This window comes from Mesocryomonas lacus, from assembly GCF_055730135.2.
Window position 1 is genome coordinate 1 of sequence record NZ_JBUZWE020000023.1, and the last position, 24,187, is coordinate 24,187.

Sequence of the window (24,187 nt, forward strand, 5' to 3'; positions counted from 1 at the left end):
CGCCATTTTGGCACTCCATTGTCTTTAGTCGGACTGCGAACAGTCCAGTTCAAGGATCGCTTCGCGGTGGCGCGTTAAGCGAATTTCTTCTGGATTTCTTCTGCGACCTGGTTCGGAACCTGCTCGTAGTGATCGAAGGACATGGTGTACTGCGCCCTGCCCTGGGACATCGACCGCAGCGTGTTCACGTAGCCGAACATGTTGGCCAGCGGAACCATCGCGTTGATCACCGTGGCAATGCCGCGGGTCTCGGTACCCTGGATCTGACCGCGACGCGAGTTCAGATCGCCGATGACGTCACCGACGTAATCCTCGGGGGTCACGACCTCGACCTTCATCACCGGCTCGAGCAGCTTTGCAGCTGCCTTGGCGATGGCTTCACGGAAGCCGGCGCGCGAGGCGATTTCGAAGGCGAGAACCGAGGAGTCGACGTCGTGGTAAGCGCCATCGAGGAGCTCGGCCTTGATGTCGACCATCGGGAAGCCGGCCAGCGGGCCCGAGGTCATCACCGAAGCGATGCCCTTCTGGACGCCCGGCACGTATTCCTTCGGAACCGAACCACCGACAACCTTCGACTCGAACACGAAACCCGTGCCCGGCTCGCCCGGCTCGATGTGGATCTTGATGCGGGCGAACTGGCCCGTACCACCGGTCTGCTTCTTATGGGTGTAGTCGACGTCCGCACCCTTGGTGATCGTCTCGCGGTAGGCCACCTGCGGCGCACCGATGTTCGCCTCGACCTTGTACTCGCGGCGCATGCGGTCGACGAGAATGTCGAGGTGCAGTTCGCCCATGCCGGCGATGATCGTCTGGCCGGACTCTTCGTCGGTCTTGACGCGGAACGAAGGATCCTCGGCAGCGAGACGGTTGAGCGCGAGGCCCATCTTCTCCTGGTCGCCCTTGGTCTTCGGCTCGATGGCGATCTCGATGACCGGCTCGGGGAATTCCATGCGCTCGAGGATGACCGGCTTCAGCGGATCGCAGAGCGTGTCGCCCGTGGTGACGTCCTTGAGGCCGGCGAGAGCGACGATGTCGCCCGCGAATGCCTCTTCGATGTCTTCACGCGAGTTGGAGTGCATCTGCAGCATGCGGCCGAGACGCTCCTTCTTGTCCTTGACCGTGTTCTGCAGCGCAGTTCCCTTGGAAACCTTGCCCGAATAGATCCGGCAGAAGGTGAGCGAACCGACGAACGGGTCGTTCATGATCTTGAAGGCCAGCATCGACAGCGGCTCGTCGTCAGAAGCGCGACGCTCGATCTCGTTGTCGTTCTTCGGGTCGATGCCCTTGATCGCGGGCACGTCCAGCGGCGACGGCAGGAACTCCACGACGCCGTCAAGCAACGGCTGCACGCCCTTGTTCTTGAAGGCCGAGCCGCAGAAGATCGGCGTGAACCAGACGTCGCAGGTGCCCTTGCGGATCAGCGCACGCAGCTGCGTGTTGTCGGGCATGACGCCTTCGAGGTAGGCTTCCATCGCGGCCTCGTCGACTTCGACGGCGGTCTCGATCATCAGCTCGCGGTATTCCTTCGCCTTCTCGACCATATCGGCCGGGATCTCGACGACATCCCACTTGGCGCCGAGCGACTCGTCGCGCCAGATGAGAGCGTTCATCTCGATCAGGTCAATGACGCCCTTGAAGTCGTTCTCGGCACCGACCGGCAGCTGAACGACGATCGGACGTGCGCCGAGGCGGGTCTTGACCATGTCGACGCAGCGGTAGAAATCCGCGCCGGTCTTGTCCATCTTGTTGACGAACATCATCCGCGGCACGTGATACTTGTCGGCCTGGCGCCAGACCGTCTCGGTCTGCGGCTCTACGCCGGCATTGGCGTCGAGCAGCGCGATGGCGCCATCGAGGACGCGCAGCGAGCGCTCGACTTCAATGGTGAAGTCGACGTGGCCGGGCGTGTCGATGATGTTGAACCGGCGCATCTTGCCGTCGCGACCTTCCCAGTAGGTGGTCGTCGCGGCGGAGGTGATGGTGATGCCCCGCTCCTGCTCCTGCTCCATCCAGTCCATCGTCGCGGCGCCGTCGTGCACTTCGCCGATCTTGTGGGACTTGCCGGTGTAGAAGAGAATCCGCTCGGTGGTCGTGGTCTTGCCGGCGTCGATGTGCGCCATGATACCGAAGTTGCGGTAGTCCTCGATCTTGTATTCGCGGGCCATGGGGCTTCGCCTTTCGAATGTCTTCGGGGTTACCAGCGATAGTGCGAGAAGGCGCGGTTCGCTTCCGCCATGCGGTGCGTGTCTTCGCGCTTCTTCACCGCGGTACCACGGTTGTTGGCGGCATCCATCAGTTCGCCCGAGAGGCGATCGACCATGGTGGTCTCGTTCCGCTTGCGAGCGGCAGAGATCAGCCAGCGGATGGCCAAAGCCTGACGGCGCTCCGGACGAACGTCGACCGGGACCTGGTAGGTGGCACCACCGACGCGGCGCGAACGAACCTCGACATGCGGCGCGATGTTCTCGAGCGCTGCATGGAAGACCGACACGGCCTCCTGACGGCTCTTCTCGGTCACGACATCAAACGCGCCATAGACGATCCGCTCGGCGATCGACTTCTTCCCGTCGTACATGACGGCATTCATGAACTTGGTGACAACGAGATCGCCGAACTTCGGGTCCGGATTGATTTCGCGCTTTTCTGCACTGTGACGACGGGACATCTACTGGTCTCTCAATCTCTGGCGGCCGGCTAACTGACCTGAACCGTTGAGCTATTACTTAGGACGCTTGGCACCGTACTTCGAACGACGCTGCTTGCGGTCCTTGACGCCCTGCGTGTCGAGCACGCCGCGGATGATGTGGTACCGCACGCCGGGAAGATCCTTCACGCGACCGCCGCGGATCATTACCACGGAGTGCTCCTGAAGGTTATGCCCTTCGCCCGGGATGTAGCCGATGACCTCGAAGCCATTGACCAGACGGACCTTGGCGACCTTACGAAGCGCCGAGTTCGGCTTCTTCGGGGTCGTGGTGTAGACGCGAGTGCAAACGCCGCGCTTCTGCGGGTTGGCCTCGAGGGCAGGAACCGTGTTGCGGTCGACGGGGCGAACGCGCGGGTTCCGGATCAGCTGGTTGATGGTCGGCATTCCAACCTTACCTCTTCTTTCAAATACCGGTTCGTAACGATATGCCTTGCCGGCACGAAGGGCAGAACCCAACATGCACGAAACCGGGCAATGAGTTCGCTAATGCGAACTGCCCGGAACGATGCAGAGGACCCGGTAGGGGGTCATGCGGCCAGCGATTTGACGTCTCGTTGAACGAAGCCTTGTTTGAAGCGCTTTTCCCGGACGCGGCGTCCTGGGGAAGATTCGGCTTCACATCGGCTCTGTTGGCCGGTGTTTAACGATTCTACCGGGGCTCGTCAAGTCCGATCGGACCTGGGATTAACGCGGTGTCTGGATGATGAAGGAGTCGGAAGCCCCGCCGCTCGGCTTTGTTAAAACAACCGCTGCCAGCTCTCCGCGCGCGCTGGAAGACGTTGTGCCGGCGAAACCCTGCGAAGCCCGCCTTCAGCGCGAAAGCCACCCTGCCCTACTCCAGTGGCCGAAGACGACGGCCCCGTCAGAAACGAAAAAAGGCCGCCCGGTTTCCCGCGCGGCCTCTCTCAATTCAGGAACGTCGCCGGTTACTCGGCGGCGTCGGTTAGGCTGGTCAGCATCCGATCGGCTTTGGCCGCGCTGGCGCCGGACGCCTTGCGGCGGTCCTCGATGATCAGGTCGTCGCGCGACGTCGCGATCCGGCGAACCTGGGTCATCATGCCACCGGTGCCCGCCGGGATGAGGCGGCCGACGATGACGTTCTCCTTCAGACCCTGCAGCGTATCGGTCTTGCCGGCAACCGCCGCCTCGGTGAGGACGCGGGTGGTTTCCTGGAACGATGCCGCCGAGATGAAGGACGGCGTCTGCAGCGAGGCCTTGGTGATGCCGAGCAGGACTGGATTGCCAGACGCGGGCCGCTTGCCCTCGCCTTCCAGCTGCTCGTTGAGCTCGGCGAGCTCGATCCGGTCAACGTTGTCGCCCGGGATGTAGCCGCTGTCGCCGGACTCGATGATCTCGACCTTCTGCAGCATCTGGCGAACGATCACCTCGATGTGCTTGTCGTTGATCAACACGCCCTGCAACCGGTAGACCTCCTGGATTTCGTTGACGAGGTAGCTCGCGAGAGCCTCCACGCCGCGGATCGCCAGAATGTCGTGCGGCGCAGGGTTGCCGTCGAGGATGTAGTCGCCCTTCTCGATGACGTCGCCTTCCTGGAGGTGGAAAGGCTTGCCCTTCGGGATCAGGTACTCGACCGCCTCGACGCCGTCCTCGTGCGGCTCGATGATGATCCGGCGCTTGTTCTTGTAGTCGCGGCCGAACTTCACCGTGCCGTCGATCTCCGCGATGACCGCGTTGTCCTTCGGACGACGGGCTTCGAAGAGTTCGGCGACGCGCGGCAGACCACCGGTGATGTCCTTGGTCTTGGCGCTTTCCATCGGAATACGCGACAGCACGTCACCGGCGCGAACCTTGGAGCCCGGCTCGACGGACAGAATGGCGTCCACCGAGAGGAAGTAACGGGCGTCCGTACCACGGGCGAGCTTGAGGATGGTGCCATCCTCATTGCGTACGATCATCGCCGGCTTGAGGTCCTGACCGCGCGGGCTGGCCCGCCAGTCGATGACCGCACGCTTGGTGATGCCGGTCGCCTCGTCCGCCTGCTCGGAGACTGAGACGCCTTCGACCAGATCCTCGAACTCGACGATACCGTCGGTCTCGGTGAGCACCGGACGGGTGTAGGGGTCCCACTCCGCGATGCGCTGGCCGCGGCGAACCTGGTCGCCGTCGTCGACGAAGACGCGGCTGCCGTAGGTGACGCGGTGCGAGGCACGTTCCTTGCCGGTCGGGTCGAGTATAAGGATCGCCATGTTGCGTCCCATCGCCACCAGACGGCCGTCCGAATTGCGGACGACGTTGCGGTTGCGGATCTGCACTGTGCCCTCATACGAGGCTTCCAGGAACGACTGATCGACCACCTGCGCCGTACCGCCCATGTGGAAGGTACGCATGGTGAGCTGGGTGCCCGGCTCGCCGATCGACTGCGCCGCGATGACGCCGACCGCCTCGCCCATGTTGACGGGCGTGCCGCGGGCGAGATCGCGCCCGTAGCAGATTGCGCAGATGCCGGTCCGGATCTCGCACGTCAGTGCCGAGCGGATCTTGACCGACTGGATCGACGCCTTCTCGATGATCTCGACGTCCGGCTCCTCGATCGTGACGCCACCCTTGACGATAACGTCGCCGGTCAGCGGGTGCACGATGTCCTCGAGCGCCGTACGGCCGAGGATCCGCTGGCCGATGGACGCGACCACCTGGCCGGCATCGACGATGGGCTGCATCGTCAAGCCGTTCACGGTGCCGCAATCGGTCTGCGTGATGATGCAATCCTGCGCCACGTCGACGAGACGCCGCGTCAGGTAGCCCGAGTTCGCCGTCTTCAACGCGGTGTCCGCGAGACCCTTACGGGCGCCGTGGGTCGAGTTGAAGTATTCGAGAACCGTCAGGCCCTCTTTGAAGTTCGAGATGATCGGCGTCTCGATGATCTCGCCCGAAGGCTTGGTCATCAGGCCGCGCATCGCGGCGAGCTGGCGCATCTGCGTCGGCGAGCCACGCGCACCGGAGTGCGACATCATGTAGATCGAGTTCATCGGCTTCTGACGGCCGTCATCGTTGAACTCGATGGCCTTGATGCGGACCATCATCTCTTCGGCGATCTTGTCCGTGCACTTGGCCCAGGCGTCGACGACCTTGTTGTACTTCTCGCCCTGGGTGATCAGGCCGTCATTGTACTGCTGCTCGAATTCCTTCGCCAGCGTCTGCGTCTCCTCGATCATCCGCGGCTTGGTCTCCGGGATGAGCATGTCGTCCTTGCCGAACGAGATGCCGGCCATGCAGGCGTGCTTGAAGCCCAGCTGCATGATGCGGTCGCAGAAGATCACCGTGTCCTTCTGACCGCAGTGACGGTAGACCTGATCGATCATCCGCGAGATGTTCTTCTTGGTCATCAGCTCGTTGCAGATGTCGAAGGGAACCATGTGGTTCTTCGGCAGCAGCTGGCCGATAAGCATACGGCCCGGAGTCGTCTCGTAGATCTTCGAGACCGGCTTGCCTTCCGCATCGACGGTCTTGAAGCGGCCACGGATCTTCGTCGCAAGCGTCACCGTCTTGGTGAAGATCGCCTGCTCGAGCTCGCCGATGTCGGAGAAGGCCATGCCTTGGCCCGGCTCGTTCTCGTTCATGATCGAGAGGTAGTAGAGGCCGAGCACCATGTCCTGCGACGGCACGATGATCGGCTGGCCGTTCGCGGGATGCAGGATGTTGTTGGTCGACATCATCAGGACGCGGGCTTCGAGCTGCGCCTCGATCGACAGCGGCACGTGCACCGCCATCTGGTCACCGTCGAAGTCAGCGTTGAAGGCCGTGCAGACCAGCGGATGCAGCTGGATCGCTTTGCCTTCGATCAGCACCGGCTCGAACGCCTGGATGCCCAAGCGATGCAGCGTCGGCGCGCGGTTGAGCAGCACCGGATGCTCGCGGATCACCTCGTCGAGGATATCCCAGACTTCCGGACGCTCCTTCTCGACGAGCTTCTTCGCCTGCTTCACCGTGGAGGAGAAGCCCTTGGCGTCAAGGCGCGCATAGATGAACGGCTTGAACAGCTCGAGCGCCATCTTCTTCGGCAAGCCGCACTGGTGCAGCTTCAGCTCGGGACCGGTCACGATGACCGAACGTCCGGAATAGTCGACGCGCTTGCCAAGGAGGTTCTGGCGGAAGCGGCCCTGCTTGCCCTTCAGCATGTCGGACAGCGACTTCAGCGGGCGCTTGTTGGCACCCGTGATGACGCGGCCGCGACGGCCGTTGTCGAACAGCGCGTCGACCGCCTCCTGAAGCATGCGCTTCTCGTTGCGGATGATGATGCCCGGCGCGCGAAGCTCGATCAGCCGCTTCAGGCGGTTGTTGCGGTTGATGACGCGGCGGTAGAGGTCGTTGAGATCGGACGTGGCAAAGCGGCCGCCGTCCAGCGGGACGAGCGGGCGAAGGTCCGGCGGGATCACCGGCACGATGCGCATGATCATCCATTCCGGCTTGTTGCCGGACTCGATGAAGTTCTCGACAATCTTCAGCCGCTTCATCAGCTTTTTGGTCTTGAGCTCCGAGGTCGTCTCGGCAAGCTCGGACCGCAAATTGCCGGCGATCGTCTCGAGGTCCATCGTGGCGAGCAGTTCCTGGATCGCCTCGGCGCCGATGAGCGCGGTGAAGCTATCCTCGCCGTACTCGTCGACGGCGATCATGTAGTCCTCTTCCGACAGGAGCTGGTGCTCCTTCAGCGCGGTAAGGCCTGGCTCGGTGACGATGTAGTTCTCGAAGTAGAGAACCCGCTCGATGTCCTTAAGGGTCATGTCGAGCAGCGTGCCGATGCGCGACGGCAGCGACTTCAGGAACCAGATGTGGGCGACCGGGGCGGCCAGCTCGATGTGGCCCATGCGCTCCCGCCGCACGCGCGAGAGGGTAACCTCAACGCCGCACTTCTCGCAGATGATACCCTTGTACTTCATGCGCTTGTACTTGCCGCACAGGCACTCATAGTCCTTGATCGGACCAAAGATGCGGGCGCAGAACAGGCCGTCGCGCTCCGGCTTGAACGTCCGGTAGTTGATGGTTTCCGGCTTCTTGATCTCGCCGAACGACCAGGACAGGATCTTCTCGGGGCTGGCCAGCGAGATGCGGATCGAGTCGAAGGTCTGCGCCTGCACCTGAGGATTGAAAAGGTTCATAACCTCTTGGTTCATGGGGCTTTCTCCTAATGGGGCGGCATGGCCCCGACTGCGCCGGGTGAACGGCAGCAACGAATTCCGGAACGTCGAGCTGACGCCTCAAGCAAGGCGCCAGCATGGCCGCGACATCGCGCGGCGGGTCGCAGCCTCTTCGGCTGCTGACGCGGCCTATTCGGCCGCGTCGGGAAGTTCGAGCGAAGGCAGCTCGACGGAGTTGGCCAAATCGACGTCGAGGCCGAGCGAGCGCATTTCCTTAACGAGAACGTTGAAGCTCTCGGGGATGCCCGACTCGAATGCATCGTCGCCTCGGACGATCGACTCGTACACCTTGGTGCGTCCGGCGACGTCGTCGGACTTCACCGTCAGCATTTCCTGCAGCGTGTATGCCGCGCCATAGGCCTCGAGCGCCCAGACCTCCATCTCGCCGAAGCGCTGTCCGCCGAACTGCGCCTTACCACCGAGCGGCTGCTGGGTGACCAGCGAGTACGGACCGATCGAACGGGCGTGGATCTTGTCGTCCACCAAATGGTGCAGCTTCAGCATGTAGATGTAGCCGACCGTCACCTGACGATCGAAGGGCTCGCCGGTACGACCATCGTACAGCGTGGACTGGCCAGAGCCCTTGAGCCCCGCCTTCTCCAGCATGTGCACGATGTCGGCTTCGACCGCGCCGTCGAAGACCGGCGTCGCGATCGAGACGCCACGCTTCATCTGCTTGGCGAGCGTCAGCACCGACGCGTCGTCGTAGTTCTTCACCTTCTCGTTGCGGTCGTTATCGCCGAGGAGTTCGGCGATCTCGTCGCGCAGCGGCTTCACGTCGAGCGACTGCTGGTAGACTTCCAGCATCTCCCCGATCTTCTTGCCCATGCCCGCGCAGGCCCAGCCAAGATGCGTCTCGAGGATCTGTCCGACGTTCATGCGCGAGGGCACGCCCAGCGGGTTCAGCACGATGTCAACATGCGTGCCGTCCTCGTTGAACGGCATGTCCTCGACCGCGAGGATGCGGGAGACCACACCCTTGTTGCCGTGGCGGCCGGCCATCTTGTCGCCCGGCTGGATCTTGCGCTTGACGGCGACGAAGACCTTGACCTGCTTCATGACGCCGGGCGGCAGTTCGTCGCCGCGCTGCACCTTCTCGACCTTGTCCATGAAGCGCCCTTCGAGGGTCTTCTTAGACTCGTCGTACTGGCCGCGCAGCGCCTCGAGCTCGCCCTGGATCCGCTCGTCCTCGACGGCGAACATCCACCACTGCGAGCGGGGATATTCGCGCATCAGGTCCGGGTTGACCGTGGCGCCCTTCTTGAAGCCCTTCGGGCCGGCGACGGCGACGACGCCATCGAGCATGTCGATCAGACGGCCGTAGACGTTACGGTCGAGGATCGCCTGCTCGTCGTCGCGGTCCTTGGCGAGACGCTCGATCTCCTCGCGCTCGATCGCCATGGCGCGCTCGTCCTTCTCGACGCCATGACGGTTGAACACGCGCACTTCCACGACGGTGCCATAGGTGCCGGGCGGCATGCGGTTCGAGGTATCGCGGACGTCCGACGCCTTCTCGCCGAAGATGGCGCGCAGAAGCTTCTCTTCCGGCGTCATCGGGCTTTCGCCCTTCGGCGTGATCTTGCCGACGAGGATGTCACCCGGTGCGACTTCCGCACCGATGTAGACGATGCCCGCTTCGTCGAGGTTCTTCAGAGCCTCTTCCGACACATTCGGAATGTCGCGGGTGATTTCCTCCGGCCCGAGCTTGGTATCGCGCGCCATGACCTCGAACTCCTCGATGTGGATCGAGGTGAAGACGTCGTCGGCGACGATGCGCTCGGAGAGGAGGATGGAGTCCTCGTAGTTGTAGCCGTTCCACGGCATGAACGCGACGAGCACGTTCCGGCCGAGGGCGAGATCGCCGAGATCGGTTGACGGGCCATCCGCGATGATGTCGCCCTTCTGAACCCGGTCACCCACGGAGACCAGCGGACGCTGGTTGATGCAGGTGTTCTGGTTCGAACGCTGGAACTTCATCAGGCGGTAGATGTCGACGCCGGTCTTGCCGAGTTCGAGATCTTCCGTCGCGCGGATAACGACGCGTGTCGCATCCACCTGGTCGACGATGCCGGTCCGGCGGGCACCGATCGCGGCGCCGGAGTCACGGGCCACGATCGGCTCCATGCCGGTGCCGACGAACGGCGCTTCGGCCCGCACCAAAGGCACGGCCTGACGCTGCATGTTCGAGCCCATCAGCGCGCGGTTCGCATCGTCGTTCTCGAGGAACGGGATGAGCGCGGCCGCGACCGAGACGAGCTGCTTCGGCGAGACGTCCATCAGATCGACGCTGTCGCGCGGCGTCATGAAGACGTCGCCCGAGTGGCGGCAGACCACGAACTCGTCGGCAAAGCGCATGTCGTTGGTCAGCGCCGCGTTCGCCTGGGCGACGTGGTGCTTGGCCTCTTCCATGGCCGACAGATACACCACCTCGTGGGTGACGATCTTATCGATGACCTTCCGGTACGGGCTCTCGATGAAGCCGTACTTGTTGACGCGTGCAAACGTCGCCAGCGAGTTGATCAGACCGATGTTCGGGCCTTCCGGCGTCTCGATCGGGCAGATGCGGCCGTAATGCGTCGGGTGCACGTCGCGCACTTCGAAGCCGGCGCGCTCGCGGGTCAGACCACCGGGTCCAAGCGCCGAAAGACGGCGCTTGTGGGTGATCTCCGACAGCGGGTTGGTCTGATCCATGAACTGCGAGAGCTGCGACGACCCGAAGAACTCGCGCACGGCCGCAGCCGCCGGCTTCGCGTTGATCAGGTCCTGCGGCATGACCGTGTCGATCTCGACCGAGGACATGCGCTCCTTGATGGCGCGCTCCATGCGGAGCAAGCCAACGCGGTACTGGTTCTCCATCAGCTCGCCGACCGAGCGAACCCGGCGGTTGCCAAGGTTGTCGATGTCGTCGATCTCGCCCTTGCCGTCGCGCAGGTTCACCAGCGTCTTGATGACCGCGAGGATGTCCTCCTTGCGCAGCACGCGCACGGTGTCCTCGGCGTCGACATCGAGACGCATGTTCATCTTGACGCGACCGACGGCGGAGAGGTCGTAGCGCTCCTTGTCGAAGAACAGAGAGTTGAACATGGCTTCCGCCGTGTCCATGGTCGGCGGCTCGCCCGGACGCATGACGCGGTAGATGTCGAACAGCGCGTCCTGACGGCCCTCGTTCTTGTCGATCGCCAGCGTCGAGCGGATGTAGGCGCCGACGGTGACGTGATCGATGTCGAGGACGGCGATCTCTTCATGGCCGCCGTCGATGAGGATCTTCAGGCTCTTCTCGTCGATCTCGTCGCCGGCCTCGAGATAAACCTCGCCCGTCTGGTAGTTGACGATGTCCTCGGCGAGGTAGTTGCCCCAGAGCTCTTCCTCGGTGGCACGCAGGGCGACAACGCCCTTTTCCTTCATCTGACGGGCCTGGCGCGCCGTGACCTTCTTGCCGGCCTCGACCAGCACTTCACCGGTATCGGCGTCGACCATGTCGGTGACGGCCTTCTGGCCGCGCACACGCTCGACCGAGAACGGCACGCGCCAGCCCTCCTTGTCCTTCTCGAACTTGATGATGTCGTAGAAGGTCGAGAGGATCTCCTCGCCGTCCATGCCCAGCGCCATCAGCAGCGACGAGACCGGGATCTTGCGACGGCGGTCGATGCGCGCGAAGACGACGTCCTTGGCATCGAACTCGATGTCGAGCCAGGAGCCGCGGTACGGGATGATGCGGGCGGCAAACAGCAGCTTGCCCGAGGAATGGCTCTTGCCCTTGTCATGGTCGAAGAACACGCCCGGCGAGCGGTGCATCTGCGAGACGATGACGCGCTCGGTGCCGTTGACGATGAAGGTGCCGTTGGAGGTCATCAGGGGCATGTCGCCCATGTAGACGTCCTGCTCCTTGATGTCCTTGATCGACTTGGACTGGGTGTCCGGGTCGATATCGAACACGATCAGGCGCAGCGTCACCTTGAGAGGCGCCGCAAACGTCATGTCGCGCTGACGGCACTCGTCGACGTCGAACTTCGGTGCCTCGAACTCGTACTTGACGAATTCGAGCATCGACTGGCCGGAGAAGTCGGAAATTGGGAACACGGACTTGAAGACGGCCTGCAGGCCCTCGTCGGGCCGCCCGCCTTCCGGCTCGTCCACCAGCAGGAACTGATCGTAGGAGGCCTTCTGGACCTCGATCAGGTTCGGCATTTCGGCGACCTCGGGGATGGACCCGAAGAACTTGCGCACACGCCTGCGACCGCTGAACGTTGTCGTCTGAGACATTGTCGCTCCTTCATCTCGACTGCGCCCTTGACCAAAGGGCTGAACACCACTGTCCCTCTCCTCGAAAGAGGGACGCCCCGAAAGGCCCACCGCGAACGGGCCTTGGAGCATCGACTTGCATTCGGGCACCCTCTTTCAAGGAAAGGGACTGCCAGCCCGAGTCTCCACACGACCCCTGGTCGTCGGGAGACCCGCACCCGGGCGTCGCGCCCGCGTCACATCTTCCTGCGAAGCTCCGGTATCCGTTCAACTCGGATAACCGTCCGACGCAGTCCGCTCAGCAGGTCAGACAGAGGGCCGACACTGCGGGAGCGCGGAAAGCGGAACGGCAAAAATGCCGTCCCGCCTCCCATTTTTCTTGGGTAAACGCCGGGGCCTCGCCCCCGCGATTACTTGACTTCGACCGTTGCACCAGCCTTCTCGAGCTGGTCCTTGATCTTGGCGGCTTCTTCCTTGTTGACGCCTTCCTTGACCGGCTTCGGCGCACCGTCGACCAGGTCCTTGGCTTCCTTCAGGCCGAGCGAGGTGATCGCGCGGACTTCCTTGATGACGTTGATCTTCTGCGCGCCGGCAGAGGTCAGGATCACGTCGAACTCGGTCTTCTCTTCGACTGCCTCGGCAGCCGCACCACCACCACCGGCAGCCGCGACGGCGACCGGTGCTGCGGCGGAAACGCCCCACTTTTCTTCAAGCAGCTTCGACAGTTCGGCCGCCTCGAGGACGGTCAGGGTCGACAGCTCTTCAACGATCTTTGCCAGATCAGCCATGTGATATTCCTTTCAGGTTCGAACAATTTGAATGCAGCGAGGAACCGTGCCTCAGGCCGCTTCGTCCTTCTTGGCATATGCCGCGAACACGCGAGCCAGCTGCGAAGCTGGCGCGGCGACGACGGATGCGATGCGGGTTGCTGGCGTTTGAAGCATGCCGAGCAATTTGCCGCGCAGTTCGTCGAGCGACGGAAGCGTGGCAAGTGCCCGCACTCCGTCCGCATCGAGGGTGGTCTTACCCATCGAGCCGCCGAGGATGACGAGCTTGTCGTTCCCCTTGGCGTAATCGTTGGCGACCTTCGGCGCCGCGATCGGATCGCTAGAATAAGCGATCAGTGTCTGGCCTTCGAAAAGTCCAGCGATCGGTTCGGCGTCGGTGCCTTGAAGAGCGATCTTGGCAAGACGGTTCTTCGCGACTTTGACGGTGGCTCCCTGCGCGCGCATCTTCGAACGAAGATCGTTCATCTGCGCGACGGTGAGACCGACATAGCGAGCCACCACGACAGCACCCGAGGCCTTGAAGGTCTCGTGAAGCTCCGTGACGAACTCGAGCTTTTCCGCTCTTTCCACTGCCTCTCTCCAGTTAAGCGACCATTCAACGTGAACAGCCGCCGGTTGCCTTAAGCCACCCGGACCACCCGGGCGACGCTCGAGGATCCTGTCCCCTTGGCAACCGCAAATTCCGAGGAACAACGGCAGGCGCAAGGCATTCAGAGGTTCGAACCAAAAGACCAGGCAGAGCCTGGGAAATCGGAACATTCCCCGTCTAATGCAGGCTTTCGACGATTAAGAACCGCGGCCAAGGCCATGGTATCGCCTGCACTCTTGGACAGGTCGGAGGAGCCTTTCAGCTCTTCCGGAGATCTTGCGACCTCCATGCACCGGGACAGAATCCCGGAACGCATCTACGGGCGACGGATCAGATCCGCCGCCCGAATTCAAATGACATGGCCGTGAGGCCCGTCGAACGGCTTAAGCCTGAAGGCTGGCCAGCTCGACCTTGACGCCCGGGCCCATGGTCGAGGTGACCGAGATGCGCTGGACGTAGTTGCCCTTGGCACCAGACGGCTTGGCGCGGGTCACCGCCTCGGCGAAGGCGCGGATGTTCTCGGCGAGCGCGTCGAGCTCGAACGAAGCCTTGCCGACGCCGGCATGCACGATGCCGGCCTTCTCGACGCGGAACTCGACGGCGCCGCCCTTGGACGCCTTGACGGCGGCGGCGACGTCCGGGGTCACCGTGCCGACGCGCGGGTTCGGCATCAGGCCACGGGGGCCGAGGACCTTACCGAGACGGCCGACGAGGCCCATCATGTCCGGGGTCGCGATGGCGCGATCGAAGTCGATGTTGCCGGCCTGAACCTGTTCGACGAGATCTTCCGCACCGACGATGTCGGCACCAGCGGCGCGGGCTTCTTCAGCCTTGTCGCCACGGGCGAACACGGCGACGCGGACGGTACGGCCCGTGCCGTTCGGCAGGTTTACCACGCCGCGGACCATCTGGTCGGCATGGCGCGGGTCGACGCCGAGGTTCATCGCGATCTCAATGGTCTCGTCGAACTTGGCGGTGGCCCGCTCCTTCAGCATCTTCAGGGCCTCGGTGAGGCCGTAGAGCTTCTCGCGGTCGATGCCGTCACGTGCGTTGACGATACGCTTTCCAGCTTTTGCCATGGTCTCAGCCCACCACTTCCAGGCCCATGGAACGGGCCGAACCTTCGATCATCAGCATGGCTGCGTCGATGTCGTTCGCATTGAGGTCCTTGAGCTTCGCCTCGGCGATCTCCTTGACCTGTGCGCGCGTCACCGAACCGGCATTGACCTTGCCCGGCTCCTTGGAACCAGCGGTCAGGCCAGCAGCCTTCTTCAGGAAGAAGGAGACCGGCGCGGTCTTCATCACGAACGTGAACGACTTGTCGACGTAATAGGTGATGACGACGGGGACGGGCGAACCCTTCTCCATTTCCTGCGTCTGAGCGTTGAACGCCTTGCAGAATTCCATGATGTTGATGCCGCGCTGACCGAGCGCCGGGCCGATCGGCGGGGACGGGGTCGCCGAAGCCGCCTTGACCTGCAGTTTCAGCTGGCCTGCAATCTTTTTAGCCATTCGTTTCTGCCTTTGTTGTTACGCCGCCCCACCCCGGAGGATGGCAGCGGCATGGGCCGCCGGAGCGACACGTTTGCAGTTGCGCGGTACGGACATGTCGTCGGCTTAAAACGACAGGTCCTCCCGCACGCTTTGGAGTGGCTTGCGCCAGGGGCCGATGCCCCGCTCCTTCGGTCAGACCTTTTCGACCTGACTGAATTCAAGATCGACCGGCGTCGCGCGGCCGAAGATCGAAACCTCGACCTTGAGGCGGGCGCGCTCCTGGTCGACTTCCTGGACCGTGCCGTTGAACGAAGCAAACGGGCCGTCGGACACGCGGATCTGCTCGCCGATCTCGAACGATACCGTCGGCTTTGGCCGCTCGACGCCGTCTTGCACCTGGCTGAGGATCTGGTTGGCCTCGCTCTCGGAGATCGCCACCGGACGGTTGTCGGGACCAAGGAAGCCCGTCACCTTCGGGGTGTTCTTGATCATCGAGAACACTTCGTCGGTCAGCTCGGCCTTCACCAGCACGTAGCCGGGGAAGAATTTCCGCTCGGCATCGACCTTGCGACCACGGCGGACCTCGACAACCTTCTCGGTCGGCACAAGAATCTTTTCGAACTTTTCGGACAGACCCTTCTGGCGCGCCTGTTCCTCGATCGATTCAGCGACCTTCTTCTCGAAATTCGAATAGGCCTGAACGATATACCAACGAGCCGTCATGAAATTACAAAGTCTCCGCGGTTCAGATGCTGGCGCCCTGGATCACGCTCATCGCATATCCGAACACGAAATCAGCCAAGAAGAAAAAGATCGACGCGAAGGCGACCATCACCAGCACCATCGCCGTGGAGATCATCGTCTCGCGACGCGACGGCCAAGTCACCTTGGACGTCTCGGTCTGGACCTGCTTGATGAAGGTCACGGGATTGGTCTTGGAAGCCATTGAGTGCTCACGGCTATAGGCGCGTAGAGCCTGATCATCAGCCTCACGCGCCAAAAGGATGTAGATGTTGGCTCTACATAGCCGCGGGCTGGGTGATTCACAAGCCCTCATGCAAGTCAAATGCCGATTGGAATACCGCAGCCAATTTAGCCTTCGTACAGACTGCCACCGTCTGGAAGCCCGCTGACGTCCTGCCAGAATGGCAAGCGGGACGCCATGCCGACGGGCCGTTCATCCCTCAGCGCAAAAGACCGAGATCGCCGCGTCGCTGGTGCCTCTCGACGCCGAGCCGAAAGCGGACGTGAGAGGGAGGCGGTTCACCGTCCCTTCCCCCCTCCTGGCAAATGGTACTTGCCAAGCGCGATTGTAACTTTATAACATTCATCAGCAGCCCGAGGTTCTGGTCGGGGGAGAACTCTGCTGCAGCAGATCGTCCGTCTGCTGTAACGGGTCGCCGAAACCCGGTCGCCTGAAGCGACCCATACATAATGAGGTCGCCGCAGGCGGCCCTTGAGAGACTGGTCATGACATCATCACCGGATACGGAGGCGGCCCCGCGGCGCCCTCGCCCATCGGCCTTGCAGCGCTCGGCCTTGCAACGGCTGGCGCTCGTCTCCTTGCCGATCCTCTTTCTCTGGTGCGCCGTCGCCCTGGCGCTGGATCTCTGGCGGTGAGCGCGGCCACGCCCATCGTCAGGCTCGACGACCTGACGCTCGCCTACCGCCGCCAGCCGGCGGTGCACCATGTCTCCGGCAGCTTTGCCGGTGGATCGCTGACCGCCGTGGTTGGGCCCAACGGGGCCGGCAAGTCGACCTTGTTGAAGGGTATCATGGGTTTGCTCCCGATCTCTCAAGGATCGGTTCATCTCGGCAGCGTCGCCCGACGCGACATTGCCTATCTGCCGCAGGCCAATGAACTCGACCGCTCCTTTCCCCTCGACGTCGCCGACCTCGTCTCGCTCGGCGCCTGGCGCGATGCCGGCATCTTCGGCGACATAAGCGGCCGGACCCGCGACCGGATCGCCGAGGCGATCGATGCCGTCGGCCTGTCCGGCTTCGAGCACCGCAGCATCGGCACCCTGTCGGGCGGCCAGCTGCAACGGGCGCTGTTCGCCCGCGTCTTGGTTCAGGATGCGCGCCTGCTGCTGCTCGACGAGCCGTTCAACGCCATCGACACCCGCACCGTCCTCGACCTCATGGCCATCGTTCGCCGCTGGCACGGCGAGCAGCGAACGGTAATCGCCGTCCTGCACGACATGGATCTCGTCCGAGAGCATTTCCCCGAGACCTTGCTCATCGCCCGCGAGCTGGTGGGCTGGGGTCCGACAGCCGAGATTCTGCAGCCCGACCGCCTGAAGATGGCGCGGCAGATTAGCGAGACCTGGTCGGAAGATCTCGGCTTCACGGCGCGGAGCGCGGCATGAACCTCTACGCGACCCTGATCCACCCCTTCGTCGAGTACGGCTTCATGCGAAGGGCGCTCGTCGGCTGCCTGGCGCTGGCGCTGGGCGCCTGCCCGCTCGGCGTTCTTCTGGTGCTGCGCCGGATGAGCCTGGTCGGCGACGCGATGAGCCATGCGATCCTGCCGGGCGCTGCGGTCGGCTTCCTGATCGCCGGCTTCTCCGTCTACGCCATGACCATCGGCGGCATGATCACCGGCCTTGCCGTGGCAGTGCTTGCCGGCCTCGTCTCGCGGTTCACGCCCTTGCGCGAGGATGCAAGCTTTGCCGCCTTCTACCTCTCTTCGCTCGGGCTCGGCGTGCTGCTGGTCTCCGTGCACGGCTCGAACATCGACCTCCTGCACGTGCTGTTCGGCACGGTGCTGGCGCTGAACGATCCGGCGGTCCTGCTGATGGCAGGGATCACCACGGTGACGATGGTCGTGCTCGCGCTGTTTTACCGCCCGCTGATCGCCGAATGCCTCGACCCCGGCTTCCTGCGCTCGGTCGGTGGTGGGGGCGGCGCCGTGCACATGCTGTTCGTCACGCTAGTGGTGCTGAACCTCGTCGGCGGCTTCCAGGCGCTGGGAACGCTGATGGTGGTCGGTATCATGATGCTGCCGGCGGCGGCCTCCCGCTTCTGGGCCGAGAGCGTCCCCGGGCAGATGCTCGCGGCAGCCATCGTCGGGCTCGCGGCTTCCTTCGTCGGACTTCTCGTCTCCTACCACAATGATCTGCCGGCCTCCCCGGCGATCATCTTGTCGGCGAGCGTTGTCTACGCCGTCTCGGTGCTGTTCGGCCGCTTCGACAGTGTCCTGGCACGCACCCTCCACCGCCCGCACTTCCACTCTTGAAAGGCAGCGTCAATGCGCATCCGTAACCTCTTGCTTTCCCTCGCCTTCGGTGCTTCGGCGCTGGCCCTTGGCGGCACCGCCTCGGCCGCCGACAAGGTCAAGGTTGTCGCCTCTTTCTCGATCCTCGGCGACATGGTCAGTGAAATCGGTGGCGACCACGTGGAGCTGACGACCCTCGTCGGGCCGGATGGCGACGCGCATGTCTATGAGCCGACCCCGTCGGACGTGCGGGCGGTCTCCGCGGCGCAGTTGCTCGTCGTCAACGGTCTGCAGTTCGAGGGCTGGATGACCCGGCTGGGCGATACCGCCGGCTTCAAGGGCACCGAGATCGTTGCGACGATCGGGCTGGAGCCGATCCCCTTCACCCGGGAGGAGCAAGAGGAAGACCATGCCGCGGAAGTGCCGGGCAAAGCCGGCGAAGACCATCACCACCACATCAACGACCCGCACGCCTGGCAGGACCTGTCGAACGGTGTCGTCTACGCCGAGAACATCGTGAAAGGCCTGTCGGCGGCCGATCCCGACAATGCCGCCGACTACCGCGCCAAGGGCGATACGTTCATCGCGGCGATCAAGGAGATGGACGCGACGGTCAAGGCGGAACTCGCCACCGTGCCGAAGGCAGAGCGCAAGGCCGTCACCTCGCACGATGCCTTCGGCTATTTCGCCCGGGCCTACGATGTAAACTTCATCGCGCCAGAGGGCGTCTCGACGGAGTCGGAGGCTTCCGCCTCGGACGTCGCCAAGATTATCGACCAGATCAAGAGCGAGGGCATCCGGGCCGTCTTCATCGAGAACGTCAGCGATCCCCGCCTGATCGACCGGATCGCCAGCGAGACGAAGGCAAAGATCGGCGGCACGTTCTACTCCGACGCGCTGTCAGGGCCCGATGGCCCCGCGTCGACCTATCTGAGGATGTTCCAGAACAATGTCGACCAGATAGTCAAGGCGCTGAAGACCAGCTGATACTGGTCAAACGGGGCGGCTCCGGGCCGCCCCGCTTATCGCTGCCATGCCCAGACCACCTCTTCCATATTCGTTCCGATGATCGTCAGATAATCTTGTAGGATCTGCTAGATACGGCATATTCTGAAGGCTTCGCTGCAAGTCAGCAGGCCGAACGTCCGACGTCACTCCCACTCGAGTTCGGCATACGCGCCAGTCGCATTGCGCCGGTTGTATTCCTCGAAAAGCTGCCATTTCCCAGCCTCAGACTGTCCCGCTGTCTCCAGCGCCGCGGTCAACGACAAGCCATCCGCGATCGACCGCCGGAGGTCGCGGGCGAGCACGCCAAGGTATCGCTCGGTATCGACCGACGCTGCGGGCCAAGGCGCATCGACCGGGCCATGCCCGGGTACGAGCCTTGCCGCGTTGATGGCATTGAGGCCGCCGAGAACATCGAGCCAGCCGATTAGACTTCCGTCGAAGGTCGGGCAATGCTCGAGAAACACGAGATCGCCGGCAAACAGCGTTCCGCTGGCCTCGTCGAGAACGGTCAGGTCGTTGTCGGTGTGCGCCGTCCGCCAGGCTTTCAGCTTCAGCGTCCGCCCCCCGAGATCGAGCGTCACGGTCTCGTCGACCGCGAGTGTCGGCGGGACGATGGCGACCTCCGCCATCAACGCTGCGCCCATCAGTTCGACATTCGAAGCGAGATAGGAGTCCCGCCGCGCCGCCAGCGCTGCCGCGAGGTTATGGTGGCCGACGAAGATCGCGTCGCCGCCGAGGAAAGCGGCATTGCCGAAGACATGGTCGGGATGCATGTGGGTGTTGACGACGTAGCGGACCGGCAGACGGGTGACCGCCCGCACGGCCTCCAGAAGCTGGCGCCCCTCCCGCAGGCTGCCGCCGCTGTCGATCACCGCGACGCTGTCGCGCCCGACGATGAAACCGATATTGGCAATCGCGCCGTCATTGGCTTCCCGCATCAGATCGATGGCACCGTGGTGGACATGGACGCCAGCCGCAATCTCGCGCATCGGCAAAGGCCTGACGGGTTCCGAAGGCGCGGTATCTGCCAGCGCAACGCCGGGGAGCCATGGCAGAACCAGCGCCGGCAGTGCCAGACAGCCGAAACGGCGTCGCGTCAGACGACGGCCCAGCGGATTAACAGACGCGGCGACGCGATCGAATTCCTGGCACATGGCGATCCTCCCCGGACACTTCGGCCCGTTTGTGAGATCAAGATGGCGCCGGTCCGCTCGCCTGTCACCGGGCAACCACCAAGAATTGCTCGGGTAATCCGGCGGACGTCAACTTGGGCGTGAGGATGAGGGCTCCGCCAGAAACGGAAAAGGGCGGCTGGAAAACCAGCCGCCCTCTTCCTCAACGCGAAGGTTGGCTGCGGTCAGCCAGCGACGTCGGCGAGGCTTTCGCGTGCGGCGCGGACTACGGCCTCGGTCGTGATGCCGAACTTCTCGTAGACGTCACCGATCTTGCCGGAAGCACCGAAACTGTGCATGCCGACGAAACGGCCGTGGAGGCCGATATAGCGGCCCCAGCCAAGCTCGACCGCGGCCTCGACCGCGACGCGCGCATGGGTCTTGCCCATCACGGCCTTCTTGTAGGCGGCGTCCTGCTCCTCGAAGAGGAGGTGGCACGGCATGGAGACGACGGCGGTCGGGATACCTTCCTTCTGCAGGATCTCGCGCGCCTCGACCGCCAGCTGCAGTTCGGAGCCGGTGCCGATCAGCGTCAGCTGGCGCTCGCCACCCTCGGCCTCGCTGAGGACGTAGGCACCTCGCGCCGAGCGGTTTTCCGTGCCCTCCTCCCGCCGCAGCAGCGGCATGGGCTGACGCGACAGCGCGATCAGTGCGGCGCGGCGCGGCGCATCGAGGATCAGCTCCCAGCACTCGGCGGTCTCGATCGGGTCGCCCGGACGGTAGACCGCGAGCTGCGGAATGGCCCGCAAAGCCGCCAGATGCTCGACAGGCTGGTGCGTCGGACCGTCTTCGCCGAGACCGATGGAATCATGCGTCATGACGAAGATCGTACGGATCTGCATGAGAGCGGCGAGCCGGATCGATGGACGGCAATAGTCGGAGAAGCACAGGAAAGTGCCGCCATAGGGGATCAGGCCACCATGCAGGGCGATGCCGTTCATCGCCGCCGCCATGCCGTGCTCGCGCACGCCATAGTGCATGTAGGTGCCGCTGAAATCGTCGGCACGGATCTCGACCATGCCCTTCGCCTTGGTGTTGTTCGACGGCGTGAGGTCGGCCGATCCACCGAGCAGTTCCGGCAGGACCGCGGCCAGATGGTCGAGCACGATGCCGCTTGCCTGCCGCGTCGCGAGGTCCTTCTCGCCGGCGCGAAACTCAATCTTCGCGGCCGCGATGGCGTTCTTCCAATCCGCCGGCAGTTCGCCGTCGTTCCGGCGCTCGAACTCCTGCCGCAGCCCATCCGGCAGCGCCTTCACCCGGTCGGCCCAGGCCGCCCGCGCGGTGCGGCCCTTGGCACCGATCTCCCGCCAGGCGCTGAGAAGATGATCGGGAATGACGAAAGGTGGCGAATCCCAGCCGAGGAGCTTGCGGGCCCCGGCGATCTCTTCCTCGCCGGGGGCGTCGCTGTGCGCCTTCTGGGTGCCGGCCTTGGTCGGGAAGCCGAAGCCGATGATGGTCTTGCAGGCGATCATCGACGGCTTGTCGGTGACCGCGCGCGCCGCGGTGATCGCGTCCCGGATGGCGTCGGTATCGTGCCCGTCGATCTCCTGGACATGCCAACCGGACGCGCGGAAGCGCTCGATCTCGTTATCGGAAACCGCAAGGCTCGTCGCGCCGTCAATGGAGATCGAATTGTCGTCCCAGAAGGCGATGAGCTTGCCGAGCTTGAAATGGCCCGCCATGGAGATCGCCTCCTGGCTCAGGCCCTCCATCAAGCAGCCATCGCCCATGAAGACGTAGGTCCAGTGATCGCAGATGTCGTCGCCGAACTTGGCATTCAGGATGCGCTCGGCCAATCCGAAGCCGACCGAGTTGGCGAGGCCCTGGCCTAGCGGACCGGTCGTCGTCTCGATGCCGTCGGCGTGCTTGTATTCGGGATGGCCGGCGGTCTTGCTGCCGACCTGCCGGAAGCGCTTCAGCTCGTCCAGCGTCATGTCCTTCGAGCCCGTCAGGTACAGCAGGCTGTAGAGCAGCATCGAACCGTGGCCGTTCGACAGAAGGAAGCGGTCGCGGTCGAACCAATGCGGATCGGCCGCATCGAACTGCATGAAATCCTTGTAGAGGACGGTCGCAATGTCGGCCATGCCCATCGGCGCGCCGGGATGGCCGCTCTTGGCCTGCTGCACCGCGTCCATCGACAGGAAACGGATGCAGTCGGCGAGATCGCGCAGGTGCTGGTCGCGCGGCGCGGGAACGGCTTTCGGGACGGCGGGGGAGAGTGCGTCAGCCATTGGGGAAACTCCTTCTTGGCGAAATCATCCAAAACGGATGGGTATGGCAGGGCCGTGGCGGTCCATAGAAACCCCGCCCCGGTCGCGCCCGACGGCGCTGCCCGGTGGTGCGCGCATTCCGGCGCATTGTCGAGTGGCCATCGAAGCTGGTCATGCCGCCCGGCTTGCGGCGGCGGCCTACACGGGATGCCGGGGACAGTCCCAAACCGGCAACGCTGCCGGTCAGCGCGGCCGGATCACCGAGGAGCGGCGCAAGAAAGGCAGCTTGATCCGCTCGCGCGCCCAGGTCAGCAGGCCGGCCACGATGATCAGCCCGATACCGAGGAAGGACATGGCATCCACCGGCTGATGGAAGACGAGATAGCTGAACATCAGCGCCCAGATCATCTGGCTGTATTGCGGGACGGCGATCTGGCTGGCCGGCGCATATTGCACCGCGAGCATAATCAGCACCTGCCCGAGGGCCATCAGAAGACCGTAGACCAGGAGATAGGCGATCTGCAGAAGGTCCGGGGTGATCCAGGACGGCAGCATCAGAATGCCGTTCAGCACCAGCGCGCCGAGAAGACCGGCGCCGAACAGGGAAATGCGCTTCTCCTCCGGCCCGGCCATCCGAAAGGTGACGACCGAGCCGGCACCGGAAAACGCTCCGACGAGTGCTGCGGCATGGCCGATGCCGAGCTCACGAAAACCGGGGCGCAACACCACGAGGACACCGACGAAGCCGATCAGCACAGCAGACCAGCGCCAGCCGCCAACCTTCTCCTTCAGGAAGACGATCGAGAGCAGCGTCACGATAATCGGCATCAGGAAGATCACCGAAAACGCTTCCGGCATCGAGAGATGCGTGAAAGCCATGACGCTGGAGGTCGCCGAGACCGCCGTCAGCAAAGCGCGGGCGGTCCAGAGCGGGCGACGGGTCGAGCGGAAGATGTCGGTCAGACGCTCGTTCGGCCGCCGGATGAAGGGCAACGTCAGCATGCTGAGAAGCGCGCCGGTGAAAGCGACCTGGAAGGCATCGAGACTGCCGTCGATGAACTTGACCGAGGCATCGCTGATCGCGAATGCGATGTAGGCGAGGAATGCCAGGAAAACGCCGTTCTGCACCTGTCCACCCCGCCGCGACCCGGCGAACCGGTCCGGTCGCTGCTCTGCTCTCGCCCGTGCTCTGCCGCATCGCGCGGCGTTTGTCACCGGGCATCAGCGGTAAATTGCCGGGAAACCGCAGACGCGAGTGCGGGGCATCGCCAAAAGGCGAGCGTACCAGGTTCAGCGAAATGTGCGGGTGATCAAAATGTCGTGGCAGGGGCAGCCGGGCTCGAACCGACGACCTGCGGTTTTGGAGTCCGCTGGTCTGACCCAAATCACCCAATCATCATCTTGCACCGGCTAACGCTAAAACTCTCATTCTATCAGAAACATATCGTCCTATCGCGGAACTTATGGACGCTGTTACCCTCACATGCTAACGTCGTCTAACGTACCTCCTCCGTTACCCTGGCGTTACCCGCAAATGACAAAGTCCCTTACCGCAGAGAGCGTAAAGCACGCGAGGCCGGATGGGCGTCGACGCGAAATTCCGGATG

At 63.5% G+C, this 24,187-nt stretch carries 18 protein-coding genes; 4 read left to right on the forward strand and 14 right to left on the reverse strand.

The window, feature by feature from the left end; translation table 11 throughout:
- Positions 1-74 precede the first annotated feature (74 nt).
- The 11 genes from fusA to secE form a co-directional block, all read right to left on the reverse strand.
- Entirely contained in the window at positions 75-2,165 is a 2,091-nt protein-coding gene (fusA, locus tag ACZLZY_RS23980; protein ID WP_472933191.1) for an elongation factor G, read from the reverse strand.
- Positions 2,166-2,194: 29 nt separating this feature from the next.
- Complete coding sequence (gene rpsG / locus ACZLZY_RS23985) at positions 2,195-2,665, reverse strand: 30S ribosomal protein S7 (RefSeq protein WP_472933190.1); 471 nt, start codon at positions 2,663-2,665, stop codon at positions 2,195-2,197.
- A 54-nt stretch (positions 2,666-2,719) separates the two neighbouring features.
- Positions 2,720-3,091 (reverse strand): 30S ribosomal protein S12, encoded by a 372-nt coding sequence (gene rpsL / locus ACZLZY_RS23990; protein ID WP_472933188.1) that lies wholly within the window; start codon positions 3,089-3,091, stop codon positions 2,720-2,722.
- Positions 3,092-3,633: 542 nt separating this feature from the next.
- On the reverse strand, positions 3,634-7,836 hold the full coding sequence (gene rpoC, locus ACZLZY_RS23995) for a DNA-directed RNA polymerase subunit beta' (RefSeq protein WP_472933187.1): 4,203 nt from the start codon (positions 7,834-7,836) through the stop codon (positions 3,634-3,636).
- Positions 7,837-7,989: 153 nt separating this feature from the next.
- A complete protein-coding gene (rpoB, locus tag ACZLZY_RS24000; RefSeq protein WP_472933185.1) occupies positions 7,990-12,123 on the reverse strand; it encodes a DNA-directed RNA polymerase subunit beta in 4,134 nt (1,377 codons plus the stop codon).
- Between the two features lie 389 nt (positions 12,124-12,512).
- Complete coding sequence (gene rplL / locus ACZLZY_RS24005; protein ID WP_472933183.1) at positions 12,513-12,890, reverse strand: 50S ribosomal protein L7/L12; 378 nt, start codon at positions 12,888-12,890, stop codon at positions 12,513-12,515.
- Positions 12,891-12,941: 51 nt separating this feature from the next.
- The gene (gene rplJ / locus ACZLZY_RS24010; protein ID WP_472933181.1) at positions 12,942-13,460 is read right to left on the reverse strand and encodes a 50S ribosomal protein L10; all 519 of its coding nucleotides are present in this window, start codon (positions 13,458-13,460) and stop codon (positions 12,942-12,944) included.
- Positions 13,461-13,862: 402 nt separating this feature from the next.
- On the reverse strand, positions 13,863-14,558 hold the full coding sequence (gene rplA / locus ACZLZY_RS24015; RefSeq protein WP_472933180.1) for a 50S ribosomal protein L1: 696 nt from the start codon (positions 14,556-14,558) through the stop codon (positions 13,863-13,865).
- A 4-nt stretch (positions 14,559-14,562) separates the two neighbouring features.
- Complete coding sequence (gene rplK, locus ACZLZY_RS24020) at positions 14,563-14,991, reverse strand: 50S ribosomal protein L11 (RefSeq protein ID WP_472933178.1); 429 nt, start codon at positions 14,989-14,991, stop codon at positions 14,563-14,565.
- 174 nt (positions 14,992-15,165) lie between these two features.
- Entirely contained in the window at positions 15,166-15,696 is a 531-nt protein-coding gene (gene nusG / locus ACZLZY_RS24025; RefSeq protein ID WP_472933176.1) for a transcription termination/antitermination protein NusG, read from the reverse strand.
- Between the two features lie 22 nt (positions 15,697-15,718).
- The gene (secE, locus tag ACZLZY_RS24030) at positions 15,719-15,919 is read right to left on the reverse strand and encodes a preprotein translocase subunit SecE (RefSeq protein ID WP_472933174.1); all 201 of its coding nucleotides are present in this window, start codon (positions 15,917-15,919) and stop codon (positions 15,719-15,721) included.
- Positions 15,920-16,443: 524 nt separating this feature from the next.
- Between secE and ACZLZY_RS24035 the strand changes: the two genes are divergently transcribed.
- The 4 genes from ACZLZY_RS24035 to ACZLZY_RS24050 are packed head-to-tail and all read left to right on the forward strand — an operon-like array spanning position 16,444 to position 19,177.
- The gene (locus ACZLZY_RS24035; RefSeq protein WP_472933172.1) at positions 16,444-16,593 is read left to right on the forward strand and encodes a hypothetical protein; all 150 of its coding nucleotides are present in this window, start codon (positions 16,444-16,446) and stop codon (positions 16,591-16,593) included.
- On the forward strand, positions 16,590-17,342 hold the full coding sequence (locus ACZLZY_RS24040; RefSeq protein WP_472933170.1) for a metal ABC transporter ATP-binding protein: 753 nt from the start codon (positions 16,590-16,592) through the stop codon (positions 17,340-17,342). Before ACZLZY_RS24035 ends, ACZLZY_RS24040 begins: the two co-directional genes overlap by 4 nt.
- The gene (locus tag ACZLZY_RS24045) at positions 17,339-18,211 is read left to right on the forward strand and encodes a metal ABC transporter permease (protein WP_472933168.1); all 873 of its coding nucleotides are present in this window, start codon (positions 17,339-17,341) and stop codon (positions 18,209-18,211) included. Before ACZLZY_RS24040 ends, ACZLZY_RS24045 begins: the two co-directional genes overlap by 4 nt.
- Positions 18,212-18,223: 12 nt before the next feature.
- On the forward strand, positions 18,224-19,177 hold the full coding sequence (locus tag ACZLZY_RS24050; RefSeq protein WP_472933166.1) for a metal ABC transporter substrate-binding protein: 954 nt from the start codon (positions 18,224-18,226) through the stop codon (positions 19,175-19,177).
- Positions 19,178-19,341: 164 nt separating this feature from the next.
- Here the strand turns inward: ACZLZY_RS24050 and ACZLZY_RS24055 are convergent, their stop codons facing one another.
- The 3 genes from ACZLZY_RS24055 to ACZLZY_RS24065 all read right to left on the reverse strand — a co-directional run bounded on the left by ACZLZY_RS24055 (position 19,342) and on the right by ACZLZY_RS24065 (position 23,708).
- The gene (locus tag ACZLZY_RS24055) at positions 19,342-20,274 is read right to left on the reverse strand and encodes a quinoprotein relay system zinc metallohydrolase 2 (protein WP_472933555.1); all 933 of its coding nucleotides are present in this window, start codon (positions 20,272-20,274) and stop codon (positions 19,342-19,344) included.
- A gap of 281 nt (positions 20,275-20,555) precedes the next feature.
- A complete protein-coding gene (tkt, locus tag ACZLZY_RS24060) occupies positions 20,556-22,601 on the reverse strand; it encodes a transketolase (RefSeq protein WP_472933164.1) in 2,046 nt (681 codons plus the stop codon).
- A gap of 222 nt (positions 22,602-22,823) precedes the next feature.
- Complete coding sequence (locus tag ACZLZY_RS24065) at positions 22,824-23,708, reverse strand: DMT family transporter (RefSeq protein WP_472933162.1); 885 nt, start codon at positions 23,706-23,708, stop codon at positions 22,824-22,826.
- Positions 23,709-24,187: the final 479 nt, after the last annotated feature.